Origin of the sequence: Neisseria sp. S1, assembly GCF_048060015.1 — a bacterium.
Taxonomy (GTDB): Bacteria; Pseudomonadota; Gammaproteobacteria; order Burkholderiales; family Neisseriaceae; genus Neisseria; species Neisseria arctica.
In genome coordinates, this window is sequence record NZ_JBLUPI010000012.1 from 50,605 (window position 1) to 72,276 (window position 21,672).

At 49.3% G+C, this 21,672-nt stretch carries 18 protein-coding genes; 8 read left to right on the plus strand and 10 right to left on the minus strand.

Annotation, left to right across the window (positions count from 1 at the left end):
- Positions 1 to 60 precede the first annotated feature (60 nt).
- Together amgK and mnmG are read left to right on the plus strand one after the other, a co-directional pair.
- Positions 61 to 1,065 (plus strand): N-acetylmuramate/N-acetylglucosamine kinase AmgK, encoded by a 1,005-nt coding sequence (gene amgK / locus ACEPPX_RS09515; protein ID WP_416623822.1) that lies wholly within the window; start codon positions 61 to 63, stop codon positions 1,063 to 1,065.
- A gap of 231 nt (positions 1,066 to 1,296) precedes the next feature.
- A complete protein-coding gene (gene mnmG, locus ACEPPX_RS09520; protein ID WP_416623841.1) occupies positions 1,297 to 3,183 on the plus strand; it encodes a tRNA uridine-5-carboxymethylaminomethyl(34) synthesis enzyme MnmG in 1,887 nt (628 codons plus the stop codon).
- Positions 3,184 to 3,289: 106 nt separating this feature from the next.
- Here the strand turns inward: mnmG and lysA are convergent, their stop codons facing one another.
- Entirely contained in the window at positions 3,290 to 4,522 is a 1,233-nt protein-coding gene (lysA, locus tag ACEPPX_RS09525) for a diaminopimelate decarboxylase (protein WP_416623823.1), read from the minus strand.
- Between the two features lie 6 nt (positions 4,523 to 4,528).
- Entirely contained in the window at positions 4,529 to 4,690 is a 162-nt protein-coding gene (gene lptM / locus ACEPPX_RS09530) for an LPS translocon maturation chaperone LptM (RefSeq protein WP_416623824.1), read from the minus strand.
- Between the two features lie 93 nt (positions 4,691 to 4,783).
- On the opposite strand from lptM, the gene cyaY reads away from it, so the two are divergent.
- Positions 4,784 to 5,107 (plus strand): iron donor protein CyaY, encoded by a 324-nt coding sequence (cyaY, locus tag ACEPPX_RS09535; protein WP_416623842.1) that lies wholly within the window; start codon positions 4,784 to 4,786, stop codon positions 5,105 to 5,107.
- Positions 5,108 to 5,241: 134 nt separating this feature from the next.
- Here cyaY and pgi read toward each other — a convergent pair whose 3' ends face one another.
- The gene (pgi, locus tag ACEPPX_RS09540; RefSeq protein WP_416623825.1) at positions 5,242 to 6,879 is read right to left on the minus strand and encodes a glucose-6-phosphate isomerase; all 1,638 of its coding nucleotides are present in this window, start codon (positions 6,877 to 6,879) and stop codon (positions 5,242 to 5,244) included.
- Positions 6,880 to 7,044: 165 nt separating this feature from the next.
- Positions 7,045 to 7,596 (minus strand): oligoribonuclease, encoded by a 552-nt coding sequence (gene orn / locus ACEPPX_RS09545; RefSeq protein ID WP_416623826.1) that lies wholly within the window; start codon positions 7,594 to 7,596, stop codon positions 7,045 to 7,047.
- 295 nt (positions 7,597 to 7,891) lie between these two features.
- Between orn and aroG the strand changes: the two genes are divergently transcribed.
- On the plus strand, positions 7,892 to 8,938 hold the full coding sequence (gene aroG, locus ACEPPX_RS09550) for a 3-deoxy-7-phosphoheptulonate synthase AroG (protein ID WP_047761599.1): 1,047 nt from the start codon (positions 7,892 to 7,894) through the stop codon (positions 8,936 to 8,938).
- 232 nt (positions 8,939 to 9,170) lie between these two features.
- Here the strand turns inward: aroG and lysS are convergent, their stop codons facing one another.
- Positions 9,171 to 10,682, minus strand: a complete 1,512-nt coding sequence (gene lysS / locus ACEPPX_RS09555; protein WP_416623827.1) for a lysine--tRNA ligase — start codon at positions 10,680 to 10,682, stop codon at positions 9,171 to 9,173.
- 245 nt (positions 10,683 to 10,927) lie between these two features.
- Between lysS and purD the strand changes: the two genes are divergently transcribed.
- Both purD and ACEPPX_RS09565 read left to right on the plus strand, forming a co-directional pair.
- Positions 10,928 to 12,202: a phosphoribosylamine--glycine ligase gene (purD, locus tag ACEPPX_RS09560; protein WP_416623828.1), complete on the plus strand. Its 1,275-nt coding sequence runs from the start codon at positions 10,928 to 10,930 to the stop codon at positions 12,200 to 12,202.
- Positions 12,203 to 12,412: 210 nt separating this feature from the next.
- On the plus strand, positions 12,413 to 12,976 hold the full coding sequence (locus tag ACEPPX_RS09565; RefSeq protein WP_416623829.1) for an L-threonylcarbamoyladenylate synthase: 564 nt from the start codon (positions 12,413 to 12,415) through the stop codon (positions 12,974 to 12,976).
- A 128-nt stretch (positions 12,977 to 13,104) separates the two neighbouring features.
- Here the strand turns inward: ACEPPX_RS09565 and ACEPPX_RS09570 are convergent, their stop codons facing one another.
- From ACEPPX_RS09570 to ACEPPX_RS09585, 4 genes are all read right to left on the minus strand, one after another.
- Positions 13,105 to 13,323, minus strand: coding sequence for a SlyX family protein (locus ACEPPX_RS09570; RefSeq protein ID WP_416623830.1), 219 nt, complete (start codon positions 13,321 to 13,323; stop codon positions 13,105 to 13,107).
- A complete protein-coding gene (locus ACEPPX_RS09575; protein WP_416623831.1) occupies positions 13,324 to 14,661 on the minus strand; it encodes a Na+/H+ antiporter family protein in 1,338 nt (445 codons plus the stop codon). It lies immediately after the preceding gene.
- Between the two features lie 361 nt (positions 14,662 to 15,022).
- A complete protein-coding gene (locus ACEPPX_RS09580) occupies positions 15,023 to 16,051 on the minus strand; it encodes an MJ1255/VC2487 family glycosyltransferase (protein ID WP_416623832.1) in 1,029 nt (342 codons plus the stop codon).
- Between the two features lie 2 nt (positions 16,052 to 16,053).
- Positions 16,054 to 16,584, minus strand: a complete 531-nt coding sequence (locus tag ACEPPX_RS09585) for a phosphatase PAP2 family protein (protein ID WP_416623833.1) — start codon at positions 16,582 to 16,584, stop codon at positions 16,054 to 16,056.
- Positions 16,585 to 16,866: 282 nt separating this feature from the next.
- Between ACEPPX_RS09585 and ruvC the strand changes: the two genes are divergently transcribed.
- Positions 16,867 to 17,409, plus strand: a complete 543-nt coding sequence (gene ruvC / locus ACEPPX_RS09590; protein ID WP_416623834.1) for a crossover junction endodeoxyribonuclease RuvC — start codon at positions 16,867 to 16,869, stop codon at positions 17,407 to 17,409.
- Positions 17,410 to 17,567: 158 nt separating this feature from the next.
- Here ruvC and ACEPPX_RS09595 read toward each other — a convergent pair whose 3' ends face one another.
- Positions 17,568 to 18,497 carry a LysR family transcriptional regulator gene (locus tag ACEPPX_RS09595; RefSeq protein ID WP_416623835.1) on the minus strand — a complete coding sequence of 310 codons (930 nt, stop codon included), beginning with the start codon at positions 18,495 to 18,497 and terminating at the stop codon, positions 17,568 to 17,570.
- 584 nt (positions 18,498 to 19,081) lie between these two features.
- Between ACEPPX_RS09595 and metE the strand changes: the two genes are divergently transcribed.
- Positions 19,082 to 21,361 (plus strand): 5-methyltetrahydropteroyltriglutamate--homocysteine S-methyltransferase, encoded by a 2,280-nt coding sequence (gene metE, locus ACEPPX_RS09600; protein WP_416623836.1) that lies wholly within the window; start codon positions 19,082 to 19,084, stop codon positions 21,359 to 21,361.
- Positions 21,362 to 21,672: the final 311 nt, after the last annotated feature.

Consider the following 21,672-nt stretch of genomic DNA (forward strand, 5'->3'; position numbering starts at 1 on the left):
GTATCACCTTAAATCGGTTTTGCCAGTTAAAATAGCATTTATTTTAACCTGAAAACCATCATGCAACGACAAACCGAATTAAAAAAATGGCTGGAAAGTATTTTTCCGGCGCAACCGTTTGAATTAAGCTTTGCCGCCGCCGATGCCGACTTCCGCCGCTATTTCCGCGCTGTTTTTTCAGACGGCCGCAGCATTATCTGTATGGATGCTCCGCCCGATAAAATGAGCGTTGCCCCTTATTTAAAAGTACAAAAATTGTTCGACATGGTAAATGTGCCGCAAGTTCTGGCGGTGGATGAAGAGCAAGGCTTTATGGCGCTCAATGATTTGGGCAATACGACTTTTCTTGCCGCTATGCAACACGACAGCCGGGAAATCGCCCACAAGGCTTTGTTGTTGGAAGCGATCGAAGAATTGGTGGTTTTGCAAAAAGCCAGCCGGCCGGGTGTGTTGCCTGAATATGATCGCGACGTCATGTTGCGTGAAATCAATCTCTTTCCCGAATGGTTTGTTGCCAAAGAGCTGGGTAAGCCGTTGAATTTCAAACAACGCCAATTATGGCAGCAGGTGGAGAATACCTTATTGCCGCCTTTGTTGGCCCAACCTCAGGTTTACGTACACCGCGACTATATCGTCCGTAATCTGATGCTGACCAACGGACGCCCCGGTGTGCTTGATTTCCAAGATGCGCTTTACGGCCCGATTACTTACGACCTTGTGTCTCTTTTACGGGATGCCTTCATTGAGTGGGAAGAAGAGTTTGTGCTGGATTTGGTTATCCGATATTGGGAAAAAGCCCGTGCTGCCGGCTTGCCGGTTCCTGCTGATTTTGACGAGTTTTACCGTTGGTTCGAATGGATGGGCGTGCAACGCCATTTGAAAGTAGCCGGTATTTTTGCCCGTTTGTACTACCGTGACGGCAAAGAAAAATACCGCCCCGAAATTCCGCGCTTCCTTAACTACCTGCGCCGCACTTCGCGCCGTTACAATGATTTGGCACCGCTGTATGCGTTGTTGGTTGAGTTGGTTGGGGATGACGAATTGGAAACGGGGTATACGTTTTAGTATTGAACGGAAGGTTTAATCTGATTCCCAATCCTCTGTTTGGCTTCAAGGCCGTCTGAATTTTCAGACGGCCTTGAAACTTTATTTAAATAACTCAATAGCTTCTGATGCGGAAGGCACGTTGTATCGATATACGAATCAGCGTACAATTCAGGCTATTTTTCGGAGCGCGGTACTGAAAGGTATTTTTGCCGCTATCCTCAACACATGCAGGTTAATGATATAAAAATGATGATTTACCCCAAACAATACGATGTAATCGTAGTCGGCGGCGGGCACGCCGGTACCGAAGCGGCACTTGCCGCCGCCCGTATGGGTGCGCAAACGCTGCTGCTCACACACAATATCGAAACTCTGGGTCAAATGTCGTGCAATCCGTCTATCGGAGGTATCGGTAAAGGACATTTGGTACGCGAATTGGATGCTTTGGGCGGAGCGATGGCGTTGGCTACCGATATGAGCGGTATTCAGTTTCGCCGTCTCAATGCCAGTAAAGGGGCTGCCGTGCGGGCGACCCGTGCGCAGGCCGACCGCATACTTTACAAGGCGGCTATCCGCCACATGCTTGAAAATCAAGAAAATCTCGAATTGTTCCAACAGCAGGTAGACGATATTACCCTCGAAGGCGACCGTATCAGCGGTGTTGTTACCGCTATGGGTGTCGAATTCAAAGCCCGCGCCGTTGTGTTGACCGCGGGTACTTTCTTAGCCGGGAAAATCCACATCGGTTTGGAAAACTATGCCGGAGGGCGTGCGGGCGACCCTGCCGCGGTAGGTTTGTCGGGCCGTCTGAAAGAATTGAAGCTGCCGCAAAGCCGTTTGAAAACCGGTACGCCGCCGCGTATCGACGGGCGTACCATTGATTTTTCCCAACTGACCGAGCAGCCCGGCGATACGCCCGTACCTGTTTTTTCCGTTCGCGGCAATGCCGCCATGCACCCGCAGCAAGTATCCTGCTGGATTACCCACACCAACGCGCAAACACACGATATCATCCGTTCCGGTTTCGACCGCAGCCCTATGTTCACCGGCAAAATCGAAGGGGTCGGCCCGCGTTATTGCCCTTCTATCGAAGATAAAATCAACCGGTTCGCAGATAAGGAAAGCCACCAGATTTTCCTTGAACCGGAGGGACTGAGTACCCACGAATATTATCCCAACGGTATTTCGACCAGTTTGCCTTTCGATATCCAGCTTGCGCTGGTGCGCTCCATGAAAGGCTTGGAAAACGCCCATATCCTACGCCCCGGTTATGCCATCGAGTACGACTATTTCGATCCGCGCAACCTCAAGGCCAGCTTGGAAACCAAAACCATTGAGGGACTTTTCTTCGCCGGACAAATCAACGGTACTACGGGTTACGAAGAAGCTGCCGCACAGGGGTTGCTGGCCGGAGCCAATGCCGTGCAGTTTGTGCGCGGGCAGGAGCCGCTGATTTTGCGCCGCGAACAAGCTTACCTTGGCGTATTGGTGGACGATCTGATTACCAAAGGTGTAAACGAACCTTACCGTATGTTTACCAGCCGTGCAGAGTATCGTTTGCAGTTGCGCGAAGACAATGCCGATATGCGCCTAACCGAAGACGGTTATAAAATCGGTCTGGTTACTCCCGCCCAATGGCAGGCTTTCGAACAAAAACGAGAGCAAATCGAGCGTGAAATCCAGCGTTTGAAAACCAGTTGGTATACACCGGCCAAACTGCCCGAAAGCGAGCAGCAGCGTGTGTTCGGCCAAAAGCTGTCGCGCGAGGCTAATTTGCACGATTTATTGCGTCGTCCGAACATCAGCTATACCGAATTGATGACTTTGCAAGGGGCCGCTCCCGAGCAAGAGTTGCCGGCAGAGGTTGCCGAGCAGGTGGAAATCCAAGTGAAATATCAAGGTTATATCGACCGTCAAAATGAAGAAATCGATAGTAGAAAAGATCTTGAAACCCTCAAGCTGCCGGCCGATATCGATTATGGCAAAGTGCAGGGACTTTCCGCCGAAGTACAGCAAAAACTCAACCTTCACCGTCCTGAAACCATCGGGCAGGCGGGGCGTATTTCCGGTATTACGCCGGCGGCCATCGCTTTGTTGATGGTGCATTTGAAGCGCGGTTTTAAAGATGCCAAATAAAAAAATCGGCAGATAAATATTATCATTGCCGTATTAAAAATAAGGCCGTCTGAATATTATTTTCAGACGGCCTTTACATTTAACCTGAAGACGATATAGGCAGGTTTTAACGGTTTAAACAGGCAAGCTCGTTTTCAAGCTGTTGTTCGTATGTTTCGCGGCGACGCACCAAAACAGCTTCTTGGCCGTTTACCAGTACTTCGGCGGCGCGGTTGCGCGAGTTGTAGTTGCTGGCCATGCTTGAGGCATAAGCGCCTGCACTACGGATGGCCAAAACATCACCGGGATTGCAGGCAAGCGTGCGCTCTCTCGCAATAAAGTCGCCCGTTTCGCAAATGGGGCCGACCACATCGGCAACAATCGGGGCGGTATTATCTGATGCAACAACTTCGATATGGTGATAGGCATCATAGAGTGCGGGGCGCATCAAATCGTTCATGGCCGCATCGACAATAATGAAATTTTTCTCTTCGCCGTGCTTGATAAATTCTACGCGGGTAAGCAGCGTGCCGGCATTTCCGACCAAACTGCGGCCGGGTTCCAATACCAGCTTTTGCGGCCTGCCTGCCCATAATTTGGCAACTGCATCGGCATATGTGTTCAGGTCGGGTGTTTTTTCATCAAGATAGGTAATACCGACACCGCCGCCCAAATCGATATGTTCCAGCTCGATGCCTTCTGCCGCCAATTCATCCACCAACAGCATAATGCGTTCGCAGGCTTCTACCAAGGGGCTTAAATCCGTTAGCTGCGAGCCGATATGGCAGTCGATGCCGACAATTTTCAGATGGTTCAACGAAGCGGCATAGCGGTAGGCTGCCAGGGCGTCGGCATAGGCGATGCCGAATTTGTTCGCTTTCAGGCCGGTAGAAATGTAGGGGTGGGTTTTTGCATCTACATCGGGATTGATACGCAGGGAGATAGGGGCGGTTTTACCCAAGCGGGAAGCCACCGTATTGATGCGGTCAAGTTCGGGCAGCGATTCTACGTTAAAGCATAAAATACCTTCGTTCAGGGCAAACTCGATTTCGGCTTCGCTTTTGCCTACCCCTGAAAAAATAGTTTTCCCGGCACTGCCGCCGGCAGCCAGCACTCTTGCTAGTTCGCCACCGGAAACAATATCAAAACCGCTGCCCATTGCTGCCAAATGCTTCAGAATACTCAGATTGCCGTTAGCCTTTACCGCATAGCACACCAGTGGTTTTAATTTTGAAAATGCGCTGGCGTAGCTTTGATAAGCGGTATCCAAGGCTGCTTGGCTGTAAACATATAGTGGGGTGCCGAAGGTGTCGGCCAATTCGGCAAGAGAGCGTTGTTCGCAGGAAAGTACTTCAGACATTATGGTTTATTCCGGTTGGGTGGTGGGCTCTTTAGCTTGAAACTGAAGGCCGGTTTGTATGACACCAAAACGAGCTTTATCGTCTTCTTTAGGCAGATATAAATCACCTTTGTAGCCGCAGGCGCTCAATAGTAGCGCGGCAGCCAATACGGAGGTAAGGGTTTTCATCATCTTTTCTTTCAGACGGCCGGGGTTTGCCCGGGCGCGCGTAATATGGCAAGATTGAGTATCTTAAACAAAAATGCAGCGATACACAAAGCCATGATGACCGAAAGTGAATTTTTACAGCATTCCGATGCGTTGTTTAACCACATTGAAGACGAAATCGATGCCGGCGGCTGGGCGTTCGACTGCCAATTGTCGGGTAATGTGCTGACGATAGAAGCCGAAGACGGTACCCAAATCATTATCAACCGCCACACGCCCAACCAAGAATTGTGGATTGCAGCCAAAAGCGGCGGCTATCATTTTTCAAACCAAAACGGCCAATGGCTGGCTACGCGAGACGGTAGCGAATTTTTTGCCGTATTGAATCAGGTTTTGAGTGCGGCTTGCGGCGAGGCGGTAGAAATTGCCGCTATGTAGCTGCTACCGTTTGCCGTTGTTTTCAGACGGCCTCGAAACGCTTTAATTTTGAAAACCAAAACCGCTGTTTCACTTAATCGGAAACAGCGGTTTTGGTTTTTAGTTTCAGAACAAATATTGATGGTACGGCAAAATCAGTCGCTCTGATGACAGCGGCGGTAATAATCGATCAGACCGTTAGTAGAACTGTCATGTTTGCCGCACGGCTCGCCTGACAATTCCGGCTCAATCGCTTTGGCTAAGACTTTGCCGTACTCCACGCCCCATTGGTCAAATGAGTTGATGCCCCATATAACGCCCTGCACAAAGACCTTATGTTCGTAAAGGGCAATCAGCATACCGAGGGTGTAAGGGTTCAAATCGTCAACCAGAATCATGTTGCTCGGGCGGTTGCCCGGAAATACTTTTTGCGGTGCCAACATTTCGCGTTCGGCAGCCGGTAATGCGGCCAATTCAAGCAGGGCTTCGTCTAAGGTTTTACCACGCATCAGGGCTTCGGCTTGGGCAAAGGCATTGGCAACGGTAAAACGGTGCTGTCTGCCGATACGGTAAGGGCTGCTCATCGGAACGATAAAGTCGGCCGGTACCAAGCGCGTGCCTTGGTGCAATAGTTGGAAATAGGCATGTTGGCAGTTGACGCCTTCTTCGCCGAAAATCAGCGGGCCGGTATCGCAGTCTACGGGTTCGCCGTTAATTTTGCGGCTTTTGCCGTTGCTTTCCATATCCAGTTGTTGCAGGTAGGCGGGAAAGCGGCGCAAATTATGGCTATAAGGGACAACGGTATGTCCGCCGGCATGATAAAAATTGTTGTACCAAACACCCAGCATAGCCATTATTACAGGCATATTACGGCGGTAAGGGGTGTTGAAGAAGTGTTCGTCCATAGCATGTCCTCCGCTTAAGAAACTGCGGAATGCTTCGCTACCGATAGCGACCATCAAAGGCAAGCCGATGGCCGACCATACCGAATAACGCCCGCCTACCCAGTCGAACATGGCAAACACTTTGTCTGCCTCAATGCCGAATTGGTGTGCGGCGGCCACTTCGCTCGAAATGGCGACGAAATGGCGGGCGACATCTGCTTCGGAGTGTCCTTGGGTACGGAACCAGTCGCGTGCGGCATGAGCGTTCAATAGGGTTTCGGGTGTGCCGAATGATTTGCTGGCGATGCAAAAAACAGTAGTTTCCGCATTCAGACGGCCTAAAACTTGGGCAATGTTGGCATCATCCGAATTGGAAACAAAATGTACCCGGATATTGCGGCAGTAGGGGTGCAGTGCCTGAACCGCAACTTGCGGCCCTAAATCGGAACCGCCGATGCCGATGTGGACAAAATCTGTAATGTGCTTGCCGGTTGCGCCGGTAAAGCTGCCATCCAGTAAGCTGTCGGCGAATGCCAATGCCCGCTCTAGCTCGCGATGCAGCAGGGGGACGACGTTTTCTCCGCCCACATACACCGGTACGGCGTCGGTGGGCAGCCGCAAAGCGGTATGTAATACGGCACGGTTTTCGCTAAGATTAATTTTTTCGCCGCTACGCATGGTTCGGGTTTTTTCGGGCAGGCCGGCTTCTGCGGCTAAGCGGCACAATAAATCGAGTGTTTCGCCGTCTATCCGGTTCTTGCTGAAGTCCAGCATCATGCCCGGCAGTGCGATGTGCATGTCGGCAAAACGTTGCGGTTCGCTTTCAAATTGTTGGCGCATATGCATGGCGGCTGTCTGCTGCCATTTTTCCTGCAGTAATTGCCATGCCGAAGTGGTGGTAATATCCATTCAGTCGCTCCGAAATCCTTGAATAATTGTCCGGCTTTAAATTTAAAGTTGTTATGAAGATTGGGCCGGCCAAACTATTTTAGATTTATGTCAGATGGGTTTAATTTTTTTGTGAACTTACTTGATAGGCCGTCTGAAATTTTTCAGACGGCCTTGCTTAAATACTTAGTCGGGCAGGCGGAGGAAATGTTCGCGGTAGTAACGCATTTCTTCGATACTCTCGAGAATATCGTCCAAAGCTTGATGTGCCCCGCGCTTCACTACGTTTTTGGCCAGCACCGGATGCCAGCGGCGGGCGAGCTCTTTAAGGGTGGAAACGTCTAGATTGCGGTAATGGAAATAAGCCTCCAGGCGCGGCATATGGCGCACCATAAAACGGCGGTCTTGATGAATGGTATTGCCGCACATCGGGCTGGCTTTCTCAGGAATCCACCGGGCCATGAAGTCCAGCAATTCTTGTTCTACTTGGGCTTCAGTGTAAGCGGACCGGCGGACACGTTCGGTTAGGCCGGTGCGGCCGTGGGTAGCGGTATTCCATTCGTCCATAGCGTTTAAAACGTCATCGCTTTGGTGAATAGCATACACTTCCGATTGTGCCAAAACATTTAAATCCTGATCGGTAATAATCATTGCCACTTCGATGATTTTGTCGCGATCAGGATCTAAGCCCGTCATTTCCATATCGAGCCAGCAAAGGTTGTTTGCATTTTGAGTCATGAAAATAGCCTGAGTCGTAAAAGTCATATTATATAGTGTGACATGACATTCCATACAGCATTAATGCCGGAGCGAAGTAAAAATGCTTTTCCGATTATGCTTTTAATAAAATATTCATACAAAATAAATAAAATTTAATTTTTTAAATTTAAAAAAAATGAAATAAAAATCCAATTTTAAAAAATAATATGAAATATACGCAATTAAATTTCCCGATCAATCAAAACGAGCTTGTCAATAGCCATAAAAGGGGTTAAGCTGAACCTCATTTGATACGATTTTAAAGAAAAATCCTATGAGCATTCCGCATAAAACCGATGATATAAAAATCAAAGAAGTAAAAGAATTGTTGCCGCCGATCGCCCATCTGTATGAATTGCCGATCAGCAATGAGGCTTCTGAACTGGTATACCGCACCCGTCAGGAAATCGCCCGTTTGGTACACGGTGGGGACAACCGTCTTTTGGTGATTATCGGCCCTTGTTCCATCCATGATCCCAAAGCTGCGCTTGAATATGCCGGTAGGCTGTTGCCCTTGCGCAAAAAATATGAAAAAGAATTACTGATTGTGATGCGTGTGTACTTTGAAAAACCACGTACCACCGTAGGTTGGAAAGGGTTGATCAACGACCCTCATCTAGATGGCAGTTTCGACATCAATTTCGGCCTGCGCCAAGCACGCCAGCTGCTGCTGACACTTAACAATATGGGTATGCCGGCTTCTACCGAGTTTCTCGATATGATTACGCCGCAATATTATGCCGACTTGATTTCGTGGGGTGCTATCGGCGCGCGTACAACCGAAAGCCAGGTACACCGTGAATTAGCCAGCGGCCTGTCTTGTCCTGTCGGCTTTAAAAACGGCACCGACGGTAATTTGAAAATTGCCATTGACGCCATCGGCGCCGCATCCCATTCACATCATTTTCTGTCGGTAACCAAATCCGGCCATTCCGCTATTGTTCATACGGCCGGTAATCCCGACTGCCATGTTATTCTGCGAGGTGGTAAAGAACCGAATTACAGTAGCGAGCACGTTAAGGCTTCTGCCGAGCAGTTGTCCAAGGCAGGTGTGACGCCCAAACTGATGGTGGATTTCAGCCATGCCAACAGCCGTAAAGACTACAAACGTCAAATGGAAGTGGCCGAAGATGTAGCCGGGCAGTTGCGTAACGGTGAAGACAATATCATGGGCGTGATGGTCGAAAGCCATTTGGTAGAAGGGCGGCAAGATAAGCCTGAAACTTACGGACAGAGTATTACGGATGCTTGTATCGGTTGGGAGAGCACCGAAGCTTTGTTGGCGCTGCTGGCAGATGCCAACCGCCACCGTGTCGGCTAATGTGCCGCTGCTTTTCAAAAGCCGTCTGAAAAGTTCAGACGGCTTTTTTAAACGCATCAATCATATTTGCGGGACATCATTTGATGTGAAGAATGGTAAGCTGTTGCAGTTGATTGGATAACGGCGGTATCTTTTCCGTGTAATGAACCATAGTATTTGATGCTTGCTAATCGAAAGGCCGTCTGAAATATTTCAGACGGCCTTTTTTGTTATTTTAGTATCCGAAAACAGATTATTCCGGGCGCATTTGCGGGAATAAAATCACATCACGGATACTCTGCGCATCGGTCAGCAGCATGACCAAACGGTCAAGACCGATACCCGAACCGCCGGTGGGGGGTAAGCCGTATTCCATTGCGCGGATATAATCGGCATCGTAGTGCATGGCTTCGTCGTCGCCCGCATCTTTTTGCGCCACTTGCGCTTTGAAACGCGCGGCTTGGTCTTCAGGGTCATTCAACTCCGAATAGCCGTTTGCCAACTCGCGTCCTACGACAAACAGCTCAAAGCGGTCGGTCAGGCCGGGTTTCGTATCGGATGCGCGTGCCAGCGGCGATACTTCTACCGGGTAGTCGACGATAAAGGTGGGATTCCACAATTTGCTTTCGGCGCAACCTTCAAACAAAGCCAATTGCAGGCTGCCGATGCCGGGAGAGGGCGGCAGGCTTTCACCGTGTTTGACGATTTCCTGTTTCAACCATGCTTCGTCAAACAATTGCTCGTCGGTATAGTGCGGGTTGTATTTTTTGATGGCTTCCAAAATGGTTAGGCGCTCGAACGGGCTTTCCAAATCGACTTCTTTGCCGTTGTAGGTGATTTTGGCTGTGCCGCATACGGTTTTCGCGGCATTGCGGATTACGCCTTCGGTCATCTCCATCATACGCTCGTATGTACAGAATGCCTCGTAGAATTCCATCATGGTGAATTCGGGGTTGTGGCGCGTACTCATGCCTTCGTTGCGGAAGCTGCGGTTGATTTCGAACACACGCTCCAAACCGCCGACTACCAGCCGTTTCAAATACAGCTCGGGGGCGATACGCAAATACAGCGGCATATCCAGCGTGTTGTGATGGGTGACGAAAGGTTTGGCAGTCGCACCGCCCGGAATCGGGTGCATCATAGGCGTTTCCACTTCGAGGTAACGCTCGTTGACCATATAGTTACGCACGGCTTGGATGATCTGGCTGCGCTTGATAAAGGTATCGCGCGCATCCTGATTGGTAATCAAATCGACATAACGCTGGCGGTACTTCATCTCCTGATCGGCCAAACCTTTGTGTTTGTCCGGCAGCGGGCGCAGTGATTTTGACAGCAATTGCAGTTTGTTTACGCGTACGGTCAGTTCGCCGTGGTTGGTTTTGAACAACGTGCCTTCTGCGCCGAGAATATCACCCATATCCCAATGTTTAAAGGCTTCGTGTACTTCCTCGCCCACACCTTGGTTGTTGATATACAGCTGGATTTGGCCGCTCACGTCTTGTAAGGTGGCAAAGCTGGCCTTGCCCATGGCGCGTTTGAGCATCATACGGCCGGCCACTTTGACCGGAATTTCCTGAGGGTCAAGCTCGGCTTTTTCCAGCGCGCCGTATTGGTTGTGCAAATCGCCGGCAAACGCATCGCGTTTGAACTGGTTGGGAAAAGCAATGCCTTGGCGGCGGATTTCATTCAATTTTTCACGGCGCAACGCGATAATCTGATTTTCATCGAGTTGCGGTTCGGTTTGAGGGTTGTTGTGTTCGCTCATGATCTCTTCCAAAAAGTTCAGGCCGCGAAATGCTGCAGCCTGATTTGATTCGATATTTTGGTGCGTATTTTACGCGTATTCGCAGTTTTTTTCTATGTATTTCAAGAAACACAGGCCCTGTGTGCGCCCAGCCGCATTACCTGCCCGGCAAAACACCACTATGTCATAATTGCCAAGCTGACGAAGTGCCGTAGAATCCGCTATAATTCCAAGCCTTAACCCTCTTTATTTTCAAGGATACCCTGATGAAATTACTCGTTATCGGCAGCGGCGGCCGCGAACATGCGCTGGCCTGGAAACTGGCCCAATCACCGGAAGTGGAAACCGTTTATGTTGCGCCCGGCAATGCCGGTACGGCTAGTGAACCAAAGTTGGAAAACGTTGCCTTATCAGGCCACGACGAGTTGATCGATTTTTGTAATCAGGAAAATATCGCCTTTACTGTAGTAGGCCCCGAAGCGCCTCTGGCTGCGGGCATCGTGGATGATTTCCGTGCGGCGGGAAAACGCATTTTCGGCCCTACGCGTTATGCCGCCCAGTTGGAGAGTTCGAAAGATTTCGCCAAGGCGTTTATGGCGAAATACGATATTCCCACCGCTGCTTATCAAACCTTCAGCGACGCCGCTGCCGCGCATGCCTATCTGGATAAAAAAGGCGCACCGATTGTGATTAAGGCAGACGGCTTGGCGGCAGGTAAAGGAGTGATTGTAGCTGCTACATTGGAAGAAGCCCACGCCGCGGTAGATGATATGCTGTTGGGCAATAAAATGGGTGACGCGGGCGCACGCGTGGTGATTGAAGACTTTTTGCAAGGCGAAGAAGCCAGCTTCATCGTGATGGTGGACGGTGAGAATGTTTTGCCGATGGCGACCAGTCAAGACCACAAGCGCTTGCTCGATAACGACTGCGGTCCGAACACGGGCGGCATGGGCGCATACAGCCCCGCCCCTGTAGTAACCCCCGCCGTTTACGAACGCGTGATGAATGAAATCATTCTGCCTACGGTAGCCGGTATGAAGGCCGAAGGGCATCCTTTTACCGGATTTTTGTATGCCGGTTTGATGATTGATGCTTCGGGTGCACCCTATACCATCGAATTCAACTGCCGCTTCGGCGATCCCGAAACCCAGCCGATTATGAGCCGTCTCGACAGTGATTTGGCGGAATTGGTAGCCGCCGCTATTGATGGCCGCTTGGATACTGTATCAGCGAAATGGAATCCGCAAACGGCCGTAGGTGTGGTGCTTGCCGCCGCAAATTACCCTGAAACCCCGCGCCGTGGTGATGTGATTGCCGGTTTGGAAGAGGCGGCGCAAGCGGGGAAAGTATTTCATGCGGGAACTGCGGCAGATACTGAGGGCAAGGTATATACCAACGGCGGGCGCGTATTGTGTGTCGTCGGTTTGGGAGACGGTGTTGCCGCTGCCAAAAGCAAGGCCTATCAAGCTTTGTCGCATATCCGTTTCGAAGGTATGCAGTACCGTACTGATATCGCCGATAAAGCTGTTAAGCGCGGCTAAACAGTTTGCTTGATACCCATGTAAATCATTTGATGCCGTCTGAAAGTCAGCTTTCAGACGGCATCAAATCCTATTTAGGCCAAGTGAACAGTATATCGGTTGCTATATGAAAAAGGCTGTCTGAAAGCATTCGGGCCACCTGAGAAAATACTTTAATTAAGCAAAAATTTGTGCCGACATGACGGCATATTGCTCCGATCGGATACCTTTATGAGCATACCCACGCGCATTCAAGCCTCCAAACGTTTGCAGCATCATTTGCAGCGCGGCGGCTTGGTTGCCTACCCTACCGAATCTTGCTATGGCATCGGCTGCCTGCCGGCCCACCAGCCTGCCTTGCGCCGTTTGATACGGCTGAAAAAAAGGCCGCAGCATAAAGGCATGATTGTCATCGGTGCCTATAAGGACCAACTTCGCCCTTTGCTGCAACCGCTTCCGGCTGCTACCGAAAATATGCTGGCGGAAAACTGGCCTGCCGCCAAAACCTTTTTATTACCCGTTCGCCGTCACTTACCGCCGTTGTTGCGAGGCAAAGGGCGAACCAAACTCGCCGTGCGCGTACCCGACCATGCGGGCGCGCGTTCGCTATGCAGCCGATTACAAACTGCTTTGGTATCTACCTCGTGCAACCGTGCCGGCAAACGTGCCTGCAAAAGCCGACGCGAAGTGTGGCGGCAATTCGGGCGTGACGTATGGATTATCGGCGGGCAAGTCGGCCGTTATCGGCAGCCCAGTCAAATTATCGACGGTGAAACCGGCCGGCGTTTGCGGTAATGTCCAAGCGCGCATTTGCAATAATTTGCGGCATGAATTCAAGGTTATAAAAATGCCGTCTGAAATTTTTCAGACGGCATTATCATTGTTTCGAAAAAATCATAACGGCTTTTCGCTACTGCCGCAGATTAATAATGCGGCGGTATTTCGGCTTGCGGATTAAAACTTCCGTCACCGTCCTGCCCTTTGTCTTGTTGCAAACGTTGGTAGAGCAAGCGCAGTTGGGCTTGCTGCAAATCAAGTGTTTGATGGAGCTTGGCTACGGTATCGTTCAAACTGCCCAGCAAGTCTTCTTGAAGGGCGGTTTGAATTTCAAGCTCGGTAATTCTGGCTTCCAGTTCTTCCATTTACAGCACCATGGCGGCAATCCAACCCGATACCATCAGGGGCAGGTTGTAATGTAAGAAAGTCGGAATCACCGTATCGCGCATATGGTCGTGCTGGCCGTCGGCATTCAAACCTGCTGTCGGGCCTAAGGTAGAATCGGATGCGGGCGAACCGGCATCACCTAATGCGCCGGCCGTACCGATAATGGCCAAGGTAGCAGCGGGAGAAAAGCCCATGCTGATACAGAGCGGTACGTAAATCGCTGCGATAATCGGCAAAGTAGAAAAAGAGCTGCCGATACCCATAGTCACCAACAAGCCGACCAACAGCATCACAAATGCCGCCATACCTTTACTGTTACCGAAAATTTCGGCGGAAGTAGTTACCAGAGGTTCTACGTCTCCGGTTGCTTTCATAACCTCGGCAAAGCCTTGGGCAGCGATCATGATAAAGCCGATCATGGCCATCATTTTCACACCATTGTTAAAAACGTCATCCGCTTCACGCCAGCGCACGACACCCAAAGCCATAAATACGGCAAAACCGACCATTGCGCCGAGCAGCAATGAGTCTGCCCAAAGCTGAACCACAAACGAAACCACAACCGCCATTAAGGCAACCAGGCTTCGATAAGGTGAAATAGCGGGCATTTTCATACCGCTTTGGTTGTTAACATCAATATTGCGGTATACGCGCGGCTTGCGGTAGCTGAAGAAAACTGCGATCAGCAAACCCGCCACCATGCCTAAAGCCGGAATCGTCATGGCACTAAAGATATTGACACCACTGACATCAAGGCCGGCTTTATTAATATTGCCGACTAGGATTTGCTTCAAGAAAATTTCACCGAAACCATAGGGCAGCCACATGTAAGTAGTTACCAAGCCGAAAGTAATTAAGCAGGAAAGCAGCCTGCGGTCGATTTGAAAGCGGTTAAACAACAATAATAACGGCGGAACCAGCAAAGGAATAAAAGCGATATGAATGGGAATCAGGTTTTGGCTCATCACGCTCATCGCCAGTAAGGCAATCAGCAGACCCCATTTGATCCAATTGACGCTGCCGGGTACTTTATCTTGTATCTGGTTATTGTCCAAGCGCTTGATAACACTGTTGGCTAAAGCCTGGGGCAGACCCGAATGGGCGATTGCCACGGCAAAGGCACCCAGCATGGCATAAGAAAGTGCGATTTGCGCACCGTTGGCCAAACCGGTTTGGAAGACTTCCATAGTTTTTGCCAGGCCGAGCCCGCTAATCAGGCCACCTGCGAGTGCCCCCAGTATCAGACTGAGTACGACATGTACGCGGGCCAGCGACAATACCAGCATCACTGCGACCGCAATTACCACTGCATTCATTTTTTACTCCTACCGCCGCAAGCCGCATGAAAAGCATCGGCGCGGCTGGTTTTCCGTTTGATTGTTAACAAAAAAGCTATGATAACCTAACATGATTTTACAAGCTAGTTTCATTTGTTACCGAATTGTGCGAAGCTGTTTTTTTATTTCTATGGAAATAAGCTTTAGACTGCTTTTGATACGGGGATTCGTTTTAAGTGTTGGTCAATGTATATTGAGGGGATGCTGTTTGGGCAAGATAGATGCTGAGACTCTTTCTTGTTAAGTATGGGCGGGCTCAAAAGACTCTTTGGACGGTTAAGGTATATCAATGGTGTGTAAATCGGGTTATTTAAAGAATGTGCATTTAAATCGCCTGATTTCAGTCGGTTCCGGTTTTTTGCCAAATCATATCGGCCAATGTTTGAACGGATTCAACTGCACCATCTGCTAACCAAGAGGCAATATGGCTAGCTGTTTTGGGAAAGGCCATGCGTGGGGGAGCGGGTGAATCTAGCCAGAGCGCGAGAATGTCGGCATCAAAATCGTGCATTATGGTAGCCCGCTGCATTTGCTGAAGAATGATTGCGTTGGATTGTTGTTCTATCTGCCCCGGTAACGGGCGGGTAAGGATTTTCTTACCCAAGGTCATGGCTTCGCTGCATAAGCCGAAACCGGTGTTGCTGATTACGCCGCTGCAATTGGCTAAATCGTGCTGAAAAGCCGGGCGCGAAAGAGGCAGGATTTCGATGCGGTTTTGTTTAGAGGGGTTGGAAACAGGTGCATAAATACGGAAACGATAATGGTTGTAAGGAGCGAGCCAATTACAAATCAGATTAAGGTTGTCAAATGGCAGGTATACCAAAATAAAGTTATCGTCTGTCGCCGGTGTATGAATATCGGTTTGAATCAGTGGCGGTAAAATTGGGCAACCGAACTGAAGCCAATGGATACCGAGGTATTTTTGAGCGGGTGCGAATGCGGTAATGCCGTGCCGCAGCAAAAAGCGGTTGGAAGTGCCGGGCAGGGGGTAGCGTAGGGCATATTGATGGGCAAGTCCTACCGAAGGCACCCCCTGCTTTTTTGCCGCCCACGCGCTTACGGGTTCAAAATCGGTGAGTACCAAATCATAATGTTTCAGATTCAGCCGGTTAACATCGTGCCAAAATTGCCGAAGTTTCAAGTCGGCTAAAGTACGCGGCCAAGCAATACGGCCTTGTTCCAGATGAAAAGTGAAGCCGCGGCGGGTACGGTATTTGCCGAAACATTCCATATCGAAATATTTCCCTGCATCGCGCCCGCTAAAGAGAAAGTCAACCGTGATGCCTGCCGCCTGCAAGGCTGGCAGCATGGTTCGGGCGCGGGTAATGTGGCCGTTGCCGGTAGCTTGTACACCATAAAGAATCCGCATAATTATCCGGTGAAAAATAAAACTGTCTGTACGCACAATATGCCCAACACGGCTCCGGCGGCAATATCTGATGGATAATGTACGCCCAACATCACTCGGGAAAGGCCGATGAGTAACGCCGAAAAATATGCCGCAACCGCCCACGCGGGAAAAAATATGCCGGTTAGGGTGGCGAATACGAAAGCGGCGGCGGTATGCCCGGAAGGAAAGCTGAATTTGTCGGAAGGTTCGATAAGAGCGTGGATATCTCTTACGCCGTGGCAGGGGCGGTTGCGCCGGATGCTATTTTTTAAAACCAGATACAGCGGCAATTCGATGGCATAGGCCGCCAAGCCGGTATAAAAAAAAGCAGTACCTTTAGCACCGCCGAAAATCCATAACATTACGCCGATACAGGCATACAACGGGCCGTCGCCCAAGCGGGAAATTTCTCGGCTGAGTATGCCGATAGTACGCTTGCGACTATGACGGTTGAGCCAAAATAAAAGGCGGATATCGGTGACGGTAAGGGCGTCGGGCAGATTTAGTTTCATGATGGCTCCCGCAAAAGATGGCCAAAACAGTAAATTGGTTTTACTTTTATTATCGGCAACAGTGATGACAGTTCTATTAAAGCCAACTTTGTGCTTTGCCGAAAAATGTTTCAGACGGCCTCTGGAAAATCGGGAAAGCATTGGCGTTATAATGTCGGATTAAAATTTTACCGGCGGCGCAAAATTGGGTTGCGCCGTTTTTAATAAAAAATGTAAACAAGCAACCGTACGCTTGGTAAAAGTTGATGAGTTTCGAAATGATCAAAAGGCCGTCTGAAAAGTATGAGTGTTAAGCCCATCCGTATTTTAGGTATTGACCCCGGCAGCCGTGTAACCGGATTCGGTGTAATTGATGTGTACGGCCGCGAGCATCAATATGTCGCATCCGGCTGCATTAAAACGCCGCCTGCCGCTCCTTTGCCCGAACGGATTGCCGTTATTACACGACATTTGAACGAAGTGGTACGCCTTTACCGCCCGGCTCAAGCGGCAGTTGAACAGGTGTTTGTAAACGTTAATCCCGCGGCTACCCTGATGCTCGGCCAAGCACGCGGAGCAGCTTTGGCGGCTCTGGTGATGCATGATTTGCCGGTATTCGAATACACGGCTTTGCAAGTAAAGCAGGCCGTTGTCGGTAAAGGTAAGGCGGCGAAAGAGCAGGTACAGCATATGGTAGTGCAGATGTTGGCATTGTCAGGCACCCCGCAATCAGATGCCGCCGATGGTTTGGCCGTTGCCCTTACCCATGCCTTGCGTAACCACAGTTTGGCTGCACAATTGCAACAGGGTGGTTTAAATGTGAAGCGCGGGCGGTTTCAGCCTTAAAAAAGATCATAATTTTGCTGTGGCATAAGTTTTTTATTAAGCATTGATTGGGGGGCAGTAGAGAGTCCAGTTTGGCATGACAATTATCGGTTAGGAAAAAATAAAACACCGTTGGAAATACCAACGGTGTTTTATTAGTTTTATTGTATGACAAGCTGTTAACCCATTTCCAAGACACTCAGACCGGGCAGATCTGCAAATCCCCGTTCACGGACGATTTGGCAGAAGTTTTCCAGATAGCTTTTCCCCGTATCTTCTGCACGCATGGCCGCATAAAGTTCGCTTTTCAAGCCTTTATTCGTGATTTTTCGGGAAATGACATAACCCTTTTCCAAATAAGGCATAACTGTCCAATACGGTAGGGCAGCTATGCCGCGGCGGCTGGCAACCAATTGTATAATGGCAATAGTCAGCTCGCTATGGCGCCGGCTTGGGTTAATGCCTGCCGGCAGCAATACTTTACGCAATAAATCGAGCATATCGTCAGGTACAGGGTAGGTAATCAGCGTTTCTTCGGTAAAATCCTCGGCTTGCCAGATTTCTTTTTCAGCCAATGGGTGGTCTTTGGCGCAAATACCGACCATTTCATAGGCAAACAGCGGCTGATAAGCGATACCCGCTTGCGGCAGAGCTTCGGAAACAATAGCTAAATCGGCACGGTGTTGTAACAGCAGGCCGACAGGATCGGCTTGGAAGCCGGATACGATATCTAGCTCTACTTGCGGCCAAAGCGGGCGGAATATACCCATAGCCGGCATCAGCCAATCAAAACAGGTATGGCATTCTACGGCTAAGCGCAGCTCTCCGGCCTCTCCTTCAATAATTTGCGCCATATCGCGCTCGGCCGCTGCTACTTGCGGCAATAAGTCACGGGCCAATTGCAATAAGCGTTCGCCCGCGGGTGTAAAGCGCAAAGGATTGGATTTTCGCTCAAATAACGGCGTTTCATAATAGCTTTCCAATGCGCGGATTTGGTGGGAAAGTGCCGATTGGGTGAGGAATACCCGTTTGGCCGCCAACGATACGCTGCCGGTTTCTTCTAATGCGAGCAGGGTTTTCAGATGGCGCAGTTCGATAATCGAATCCATGATTATTTTTCAAAAAGTATATGAATTTTGCTCATTATAAAGAACTTATTGGCCTTATGCATCCACTCAAATACTATGTCATAAGAAAGAGAGTTGCCGTCAATTTTGAATTGTTTGTGGAGGATTGGCACATATTATTATGATTTTGAAAAATAATCGGTATGTATATTTTAATTAGAAAGGTGATATGTGGCATAATATTTTAATATATGCCGTTGTATTCAATGTATGTGATATTCTGAAGCCTAAGCGCGCATATTGGGAAAATAACGGCTTAGATGTATTAAATAAGGGAATAGTCGGTTTGATATCGGTGTATTTAAGATAAATTTTGGCCATGTAATACTAATTATATGGTTGATTGCGCGAATAATTAGAAATTTTCCTTATTGTATAAATAAAGGTTAATCATATGCAAAAATGCCGTCTGAAAATTTTCAGACGGCATTTTCATAATTAAATGGCACCAACATTAAAATCATTCATGCTAAACATTCAAATTAGTCGTTTGCACTACTTTGAAAAAACATTCAATATACAGTATCCGAATTTTTATACCGTTCAAACACTGGAGAAACCAAAATATGAACACGTTCCACCTTTCAGGTTATCCGCGCATCGGTGCCAAGCGCGAATTGAAATTTGCCGTTGAAGCTTTTTGGAAAGGCGACAAAACAGAAGCCGAACTGCAAAGCGTAGCTGCCGAAATCCGCCGCCTTAATTGGGCGACCCAAAAAGCTGCCGGTGCGGATTTGCTACCGGTGGGCGATTTTTCTTTTTACGATCATGTGTTGGATTTACTGTGCACATTAGGTGCGATTCCGAAGCGTTTCGGTTTTGATGCGGCTAATCTGACTCTGCCCCAATATTTCCAACTGGCACGCGGTAATGCTACCCAGTTTGCCATGGAAATGACAAAATGGTTCGATACCAATTACCATTACATTGTCCCTGAATGGCATGCCGATACTGAATTTTCGGTTAATGCAGGCCGTTTGATTGCCCAAATCAAAGAAGCTAAGGAACAAGGCCACGATATTAAGCCTACTTTGGTTGGTCCGCTTACTTTATTGTGGTTGGGTAAGAAAAAAGAAGAATTCGGTTGCCGCGTTGCAACCTTGCTGCCGAAGCTGTTGCCTGCCTATGCACAATTGTTGCGCGAGTTGGCCGCAGAAGGCGTGGATTGGATTCAAATCGATGAGCCGATTTTGGCTGTAGATGCGCCCAAGCCTTATACGGATGCATTCCCCGAAGTTTACAAAGAGCTGGCAAATACCGGTGTACGCATCATTATCGGCACATATTTCGCTTCGGTCGCCGAGCATCTTGATTTGTTGAAAGCATTGCCCGTACACGGCGTACATATCGATGCCGTACGCGCCCCTGAGCAATTGGACGTTTTTGCCAACGCATGGCCTGAGCATAAAGTATTGTCTGTCGGCTTGGTGGATGGCCGCAACGTATGGCGCGCCAATCTGAGTAAAGTTATTGATATCCTGAAGCCGGTACAAGAAAAACTGGGTAATAATTTGTGGATTGCCCCGAGCTGCTCGCTGTTGCACAGCCCGCAAGACTTGGCCGTAGAAGAAAAATTGGATGCCGAAATCAAATCTTGGATGGCATTTGCCGCTCAAAAACTGGTTGAGTTAGGTGTTATCAAGCAAGCGCTGGCCCACGGCAAAGAGAGCGTAAAAGATGAGATTGCCGCTTCGGATGCCGCTGCCGCCGACCGTGCTACCAATAAAAAAATCCACAATGAAGCTGTGCAAAAACGTGTAGCCGAGCTGCCTCAAGGTGCCGATCAGCGTAAATCTCCCTTCGCCGAGCGCATCAAAGCCCAGCAGGCTTGGATGAATCTGCCGGCTCTGCCTACCACTACCATTGGTTCGTTCCCGCAAACCACCGAAATCCGCCAAGCGCGTGCCGCCTTCAAAAAAGGCGAGCTCTCCGCCGCTGATTATGATGCAGCGATGAAAAAAGAAATCGCCTACTGTGTCGAAGTGCAAGAGAAATTGGAGTTGGACGTGCCGGTACATGGCGAAGCCGAGCGTAACGATATGGTGGAATACTTTGGCGAACAGTTGGCCGGCTATTGCTTCAGCCAATTCGGCTGGGTGCAAAGCTATGGGTCACGCTGCGTTAAACCTCCGATTATTTTCGGTGATGTATCACGCCCCGAACCGATGACTGTTTACTGGTCTTCTTATGCTCAAAGCCTGACCAAACGCCCGATGAAAGGTATGTTGACCGGCCCGGTAACTATGTTCAAATGGTCTTTCGTGCGCGACGATGTGCCTTTGAGCGTAGTAGCCAAACAAATCGCCCTGGCTTTGAACGATGAGGTGTTGGATTTGGAAAAAGCGGGTATTAAAGTTATCCAAATCGACGAACCTGCAATCCGCGAAGCCATGCCGCTGAAAAAAGCGCAATGGGACGAATATTTGGCTTGGGCGTGCGAATCTTTCCGCCTTTCTTCTACCGGCGCGGAAGACAGCACCCAAATCCATACCCATATGTGTTACTCTGAGTTCAACGATATCCTGCCGGCTATTGCCTCTATGGATGCTGATGTAATCACGATTGAAACTTCACGTTCCGATATGGAACTGCTGACTGCTTTCGGTGATTTCAAATATCCGAATGATATCGGCCCGGGCGTATACGACATACACAGCCCGCGCGTACCGACCGCCGCTGAAATCGAGCATTTGTTGCGCAAAGCAATGGAGGTCGTACCGGTTGAACGCTTGTGGGTGAACCCTGACTGCGGTTTGAAAACTCGTGGCTGGAAAGAAACCATCGAGCAATTGGAAGTGATGATGGAAGTAACCAAAAAACTGCGTGCCGAATTGGCTGCAAAATAAACGCCGAGTCTGGGAAATAGAGAAACAAAAGGCCGTCTGAAATTTCAGACGGCCTTTTTATTTTTACAGTTGTGGTGAGTTGTCATTAGAAGGCTTTTTATATTTCACATAATTGCGAATGGGTTGTTAGAGATGATTGAGAGCTGGTGTTTGATTGAATGAGATATGTTGGGGTTATGCCAACCACCAGTTGCCAAGCAGGAACCGATGACAGTCGAAAGCCGGCTTAAATTATTTTGATCCGAATTTAATCAGTCGTGCAGGCTAAACAAAAAGAGATTTTATTTATGCTTAAATAAAAAGAAAAGGCC

Coding starts and splice junctions, on each gene's coding strand:
- ACEPPX_RS09585 (WP_416623833.1), bottom strand. CDS start 16,584: ATGAAACTAAATCTGCCCGACGCCCTTACCGTCACCGATATCCGCCTT.
- lptM (WP_416623824.1), bottom strand. CDS start 4,690: ATGAAAACCCTTACCTCCGTATTGGCTGCCGCGCTACTATTGAGCGCC.
- amgK (WP_416623822.1), top strand. CDS start 61: ATGCAACGACAAACCGAATTAAAAAAATGGCTGGAAAGTATTTTTCCG.
- mnmG (WP_416623841.1), top strand. CDS start 1,297: ATGATTTACCCCAAACAATACGATGTAATCGTAGTCGGCGGCGGGCAC.
- ACEPPX_RS09565 (WP_416623829.1), top strand. CDS start 12,413: ATGAGCATACCCACGCGCATTCAAGCCTCCAAACGTTTGCAGCATCAT.
- ACEPPX_RS09570 (WP_416623830.1), bottom strand. CDS start 13,323: ATGGAAGAACTGGAAGCCAGAATTACCGAGCTTGAAATTCAAACCGCC.
- lysA (WP_416623823.1), bottom strand. CDS start 4,522: ATGTCTGAAGTACTTTCCTGCGAACAACGCTCTCTTGCCGAATTGGCC.
- purD (WP_416623828.1), top strand. CDS start 10,928: ATGAAATTACTCGTTATCGGCAGCGGCGGCCGCGAACATGCGCTGGCC.
- pgi (WP_416623825.1), bottom strand. CDS start 6,879: ATGGATATTACCACCACTTCGGCATGGCAATTACTGCAGGAAAAATGG.
- lysS (WP_416623827.1), bottom strand. CDS start 10,682: ATGAGCGAACACAACAACCCTCAAACCGAACCGCAACTCGATGAAAAT.
- cyaY (WP_416623842.1), top strand. CDS start 4,784: ATGATGACCGAAAGTGAATTTTTACAGCATTCCGATGCGTTGTTTAAC.
- ruvC (WP_416623834.1), top strand. CDS start 16,867: ATGAGTGTTAAGCCCATCCGTATTTTAGGTATTGACCCCGGCAGCCGT.
- ACEPPX_RS09580 (WP_416623832.1), bottom strand. CDS start 16,051: ATGCGGATTCTTTATGGTGTACAAGCTACCGGCAACGGCCACATTACC.
- ACEPPX_RS09575 (WP_416623831.1), bottom strand. CDS start 14,661: ATGAATGCAGTGGTAATTGCGGTCGCAGTGATGCTGGTATTGTCGCTG.
- ACEPPX_RS09595 (WP_416623835.1), bottom strand. CDS start 18,497: ATGGATTCGATTATCGAACTGCGCCATCTGAAAACCCTGCTCGCATTA.
- metE (WP_416623836.1), top strand. CDS start 19,082: ATGAACACGTTCCACCTTTCAGGTTATCCGCGCATCGGTGCCAAGCGC.
- orn (WP_416623826.1), bottom strand. CDS start 7,596: ATGACTCAAAATGCAAACAACCTTTGCTGGCTCGATATGGAAATGACG.
- aroG (WP_047761599.1), top strand. CDS start 7,892: ATGAGCATTCCGCATAAAACCGATGATATAAAAATCAAAGAAGTAAAA.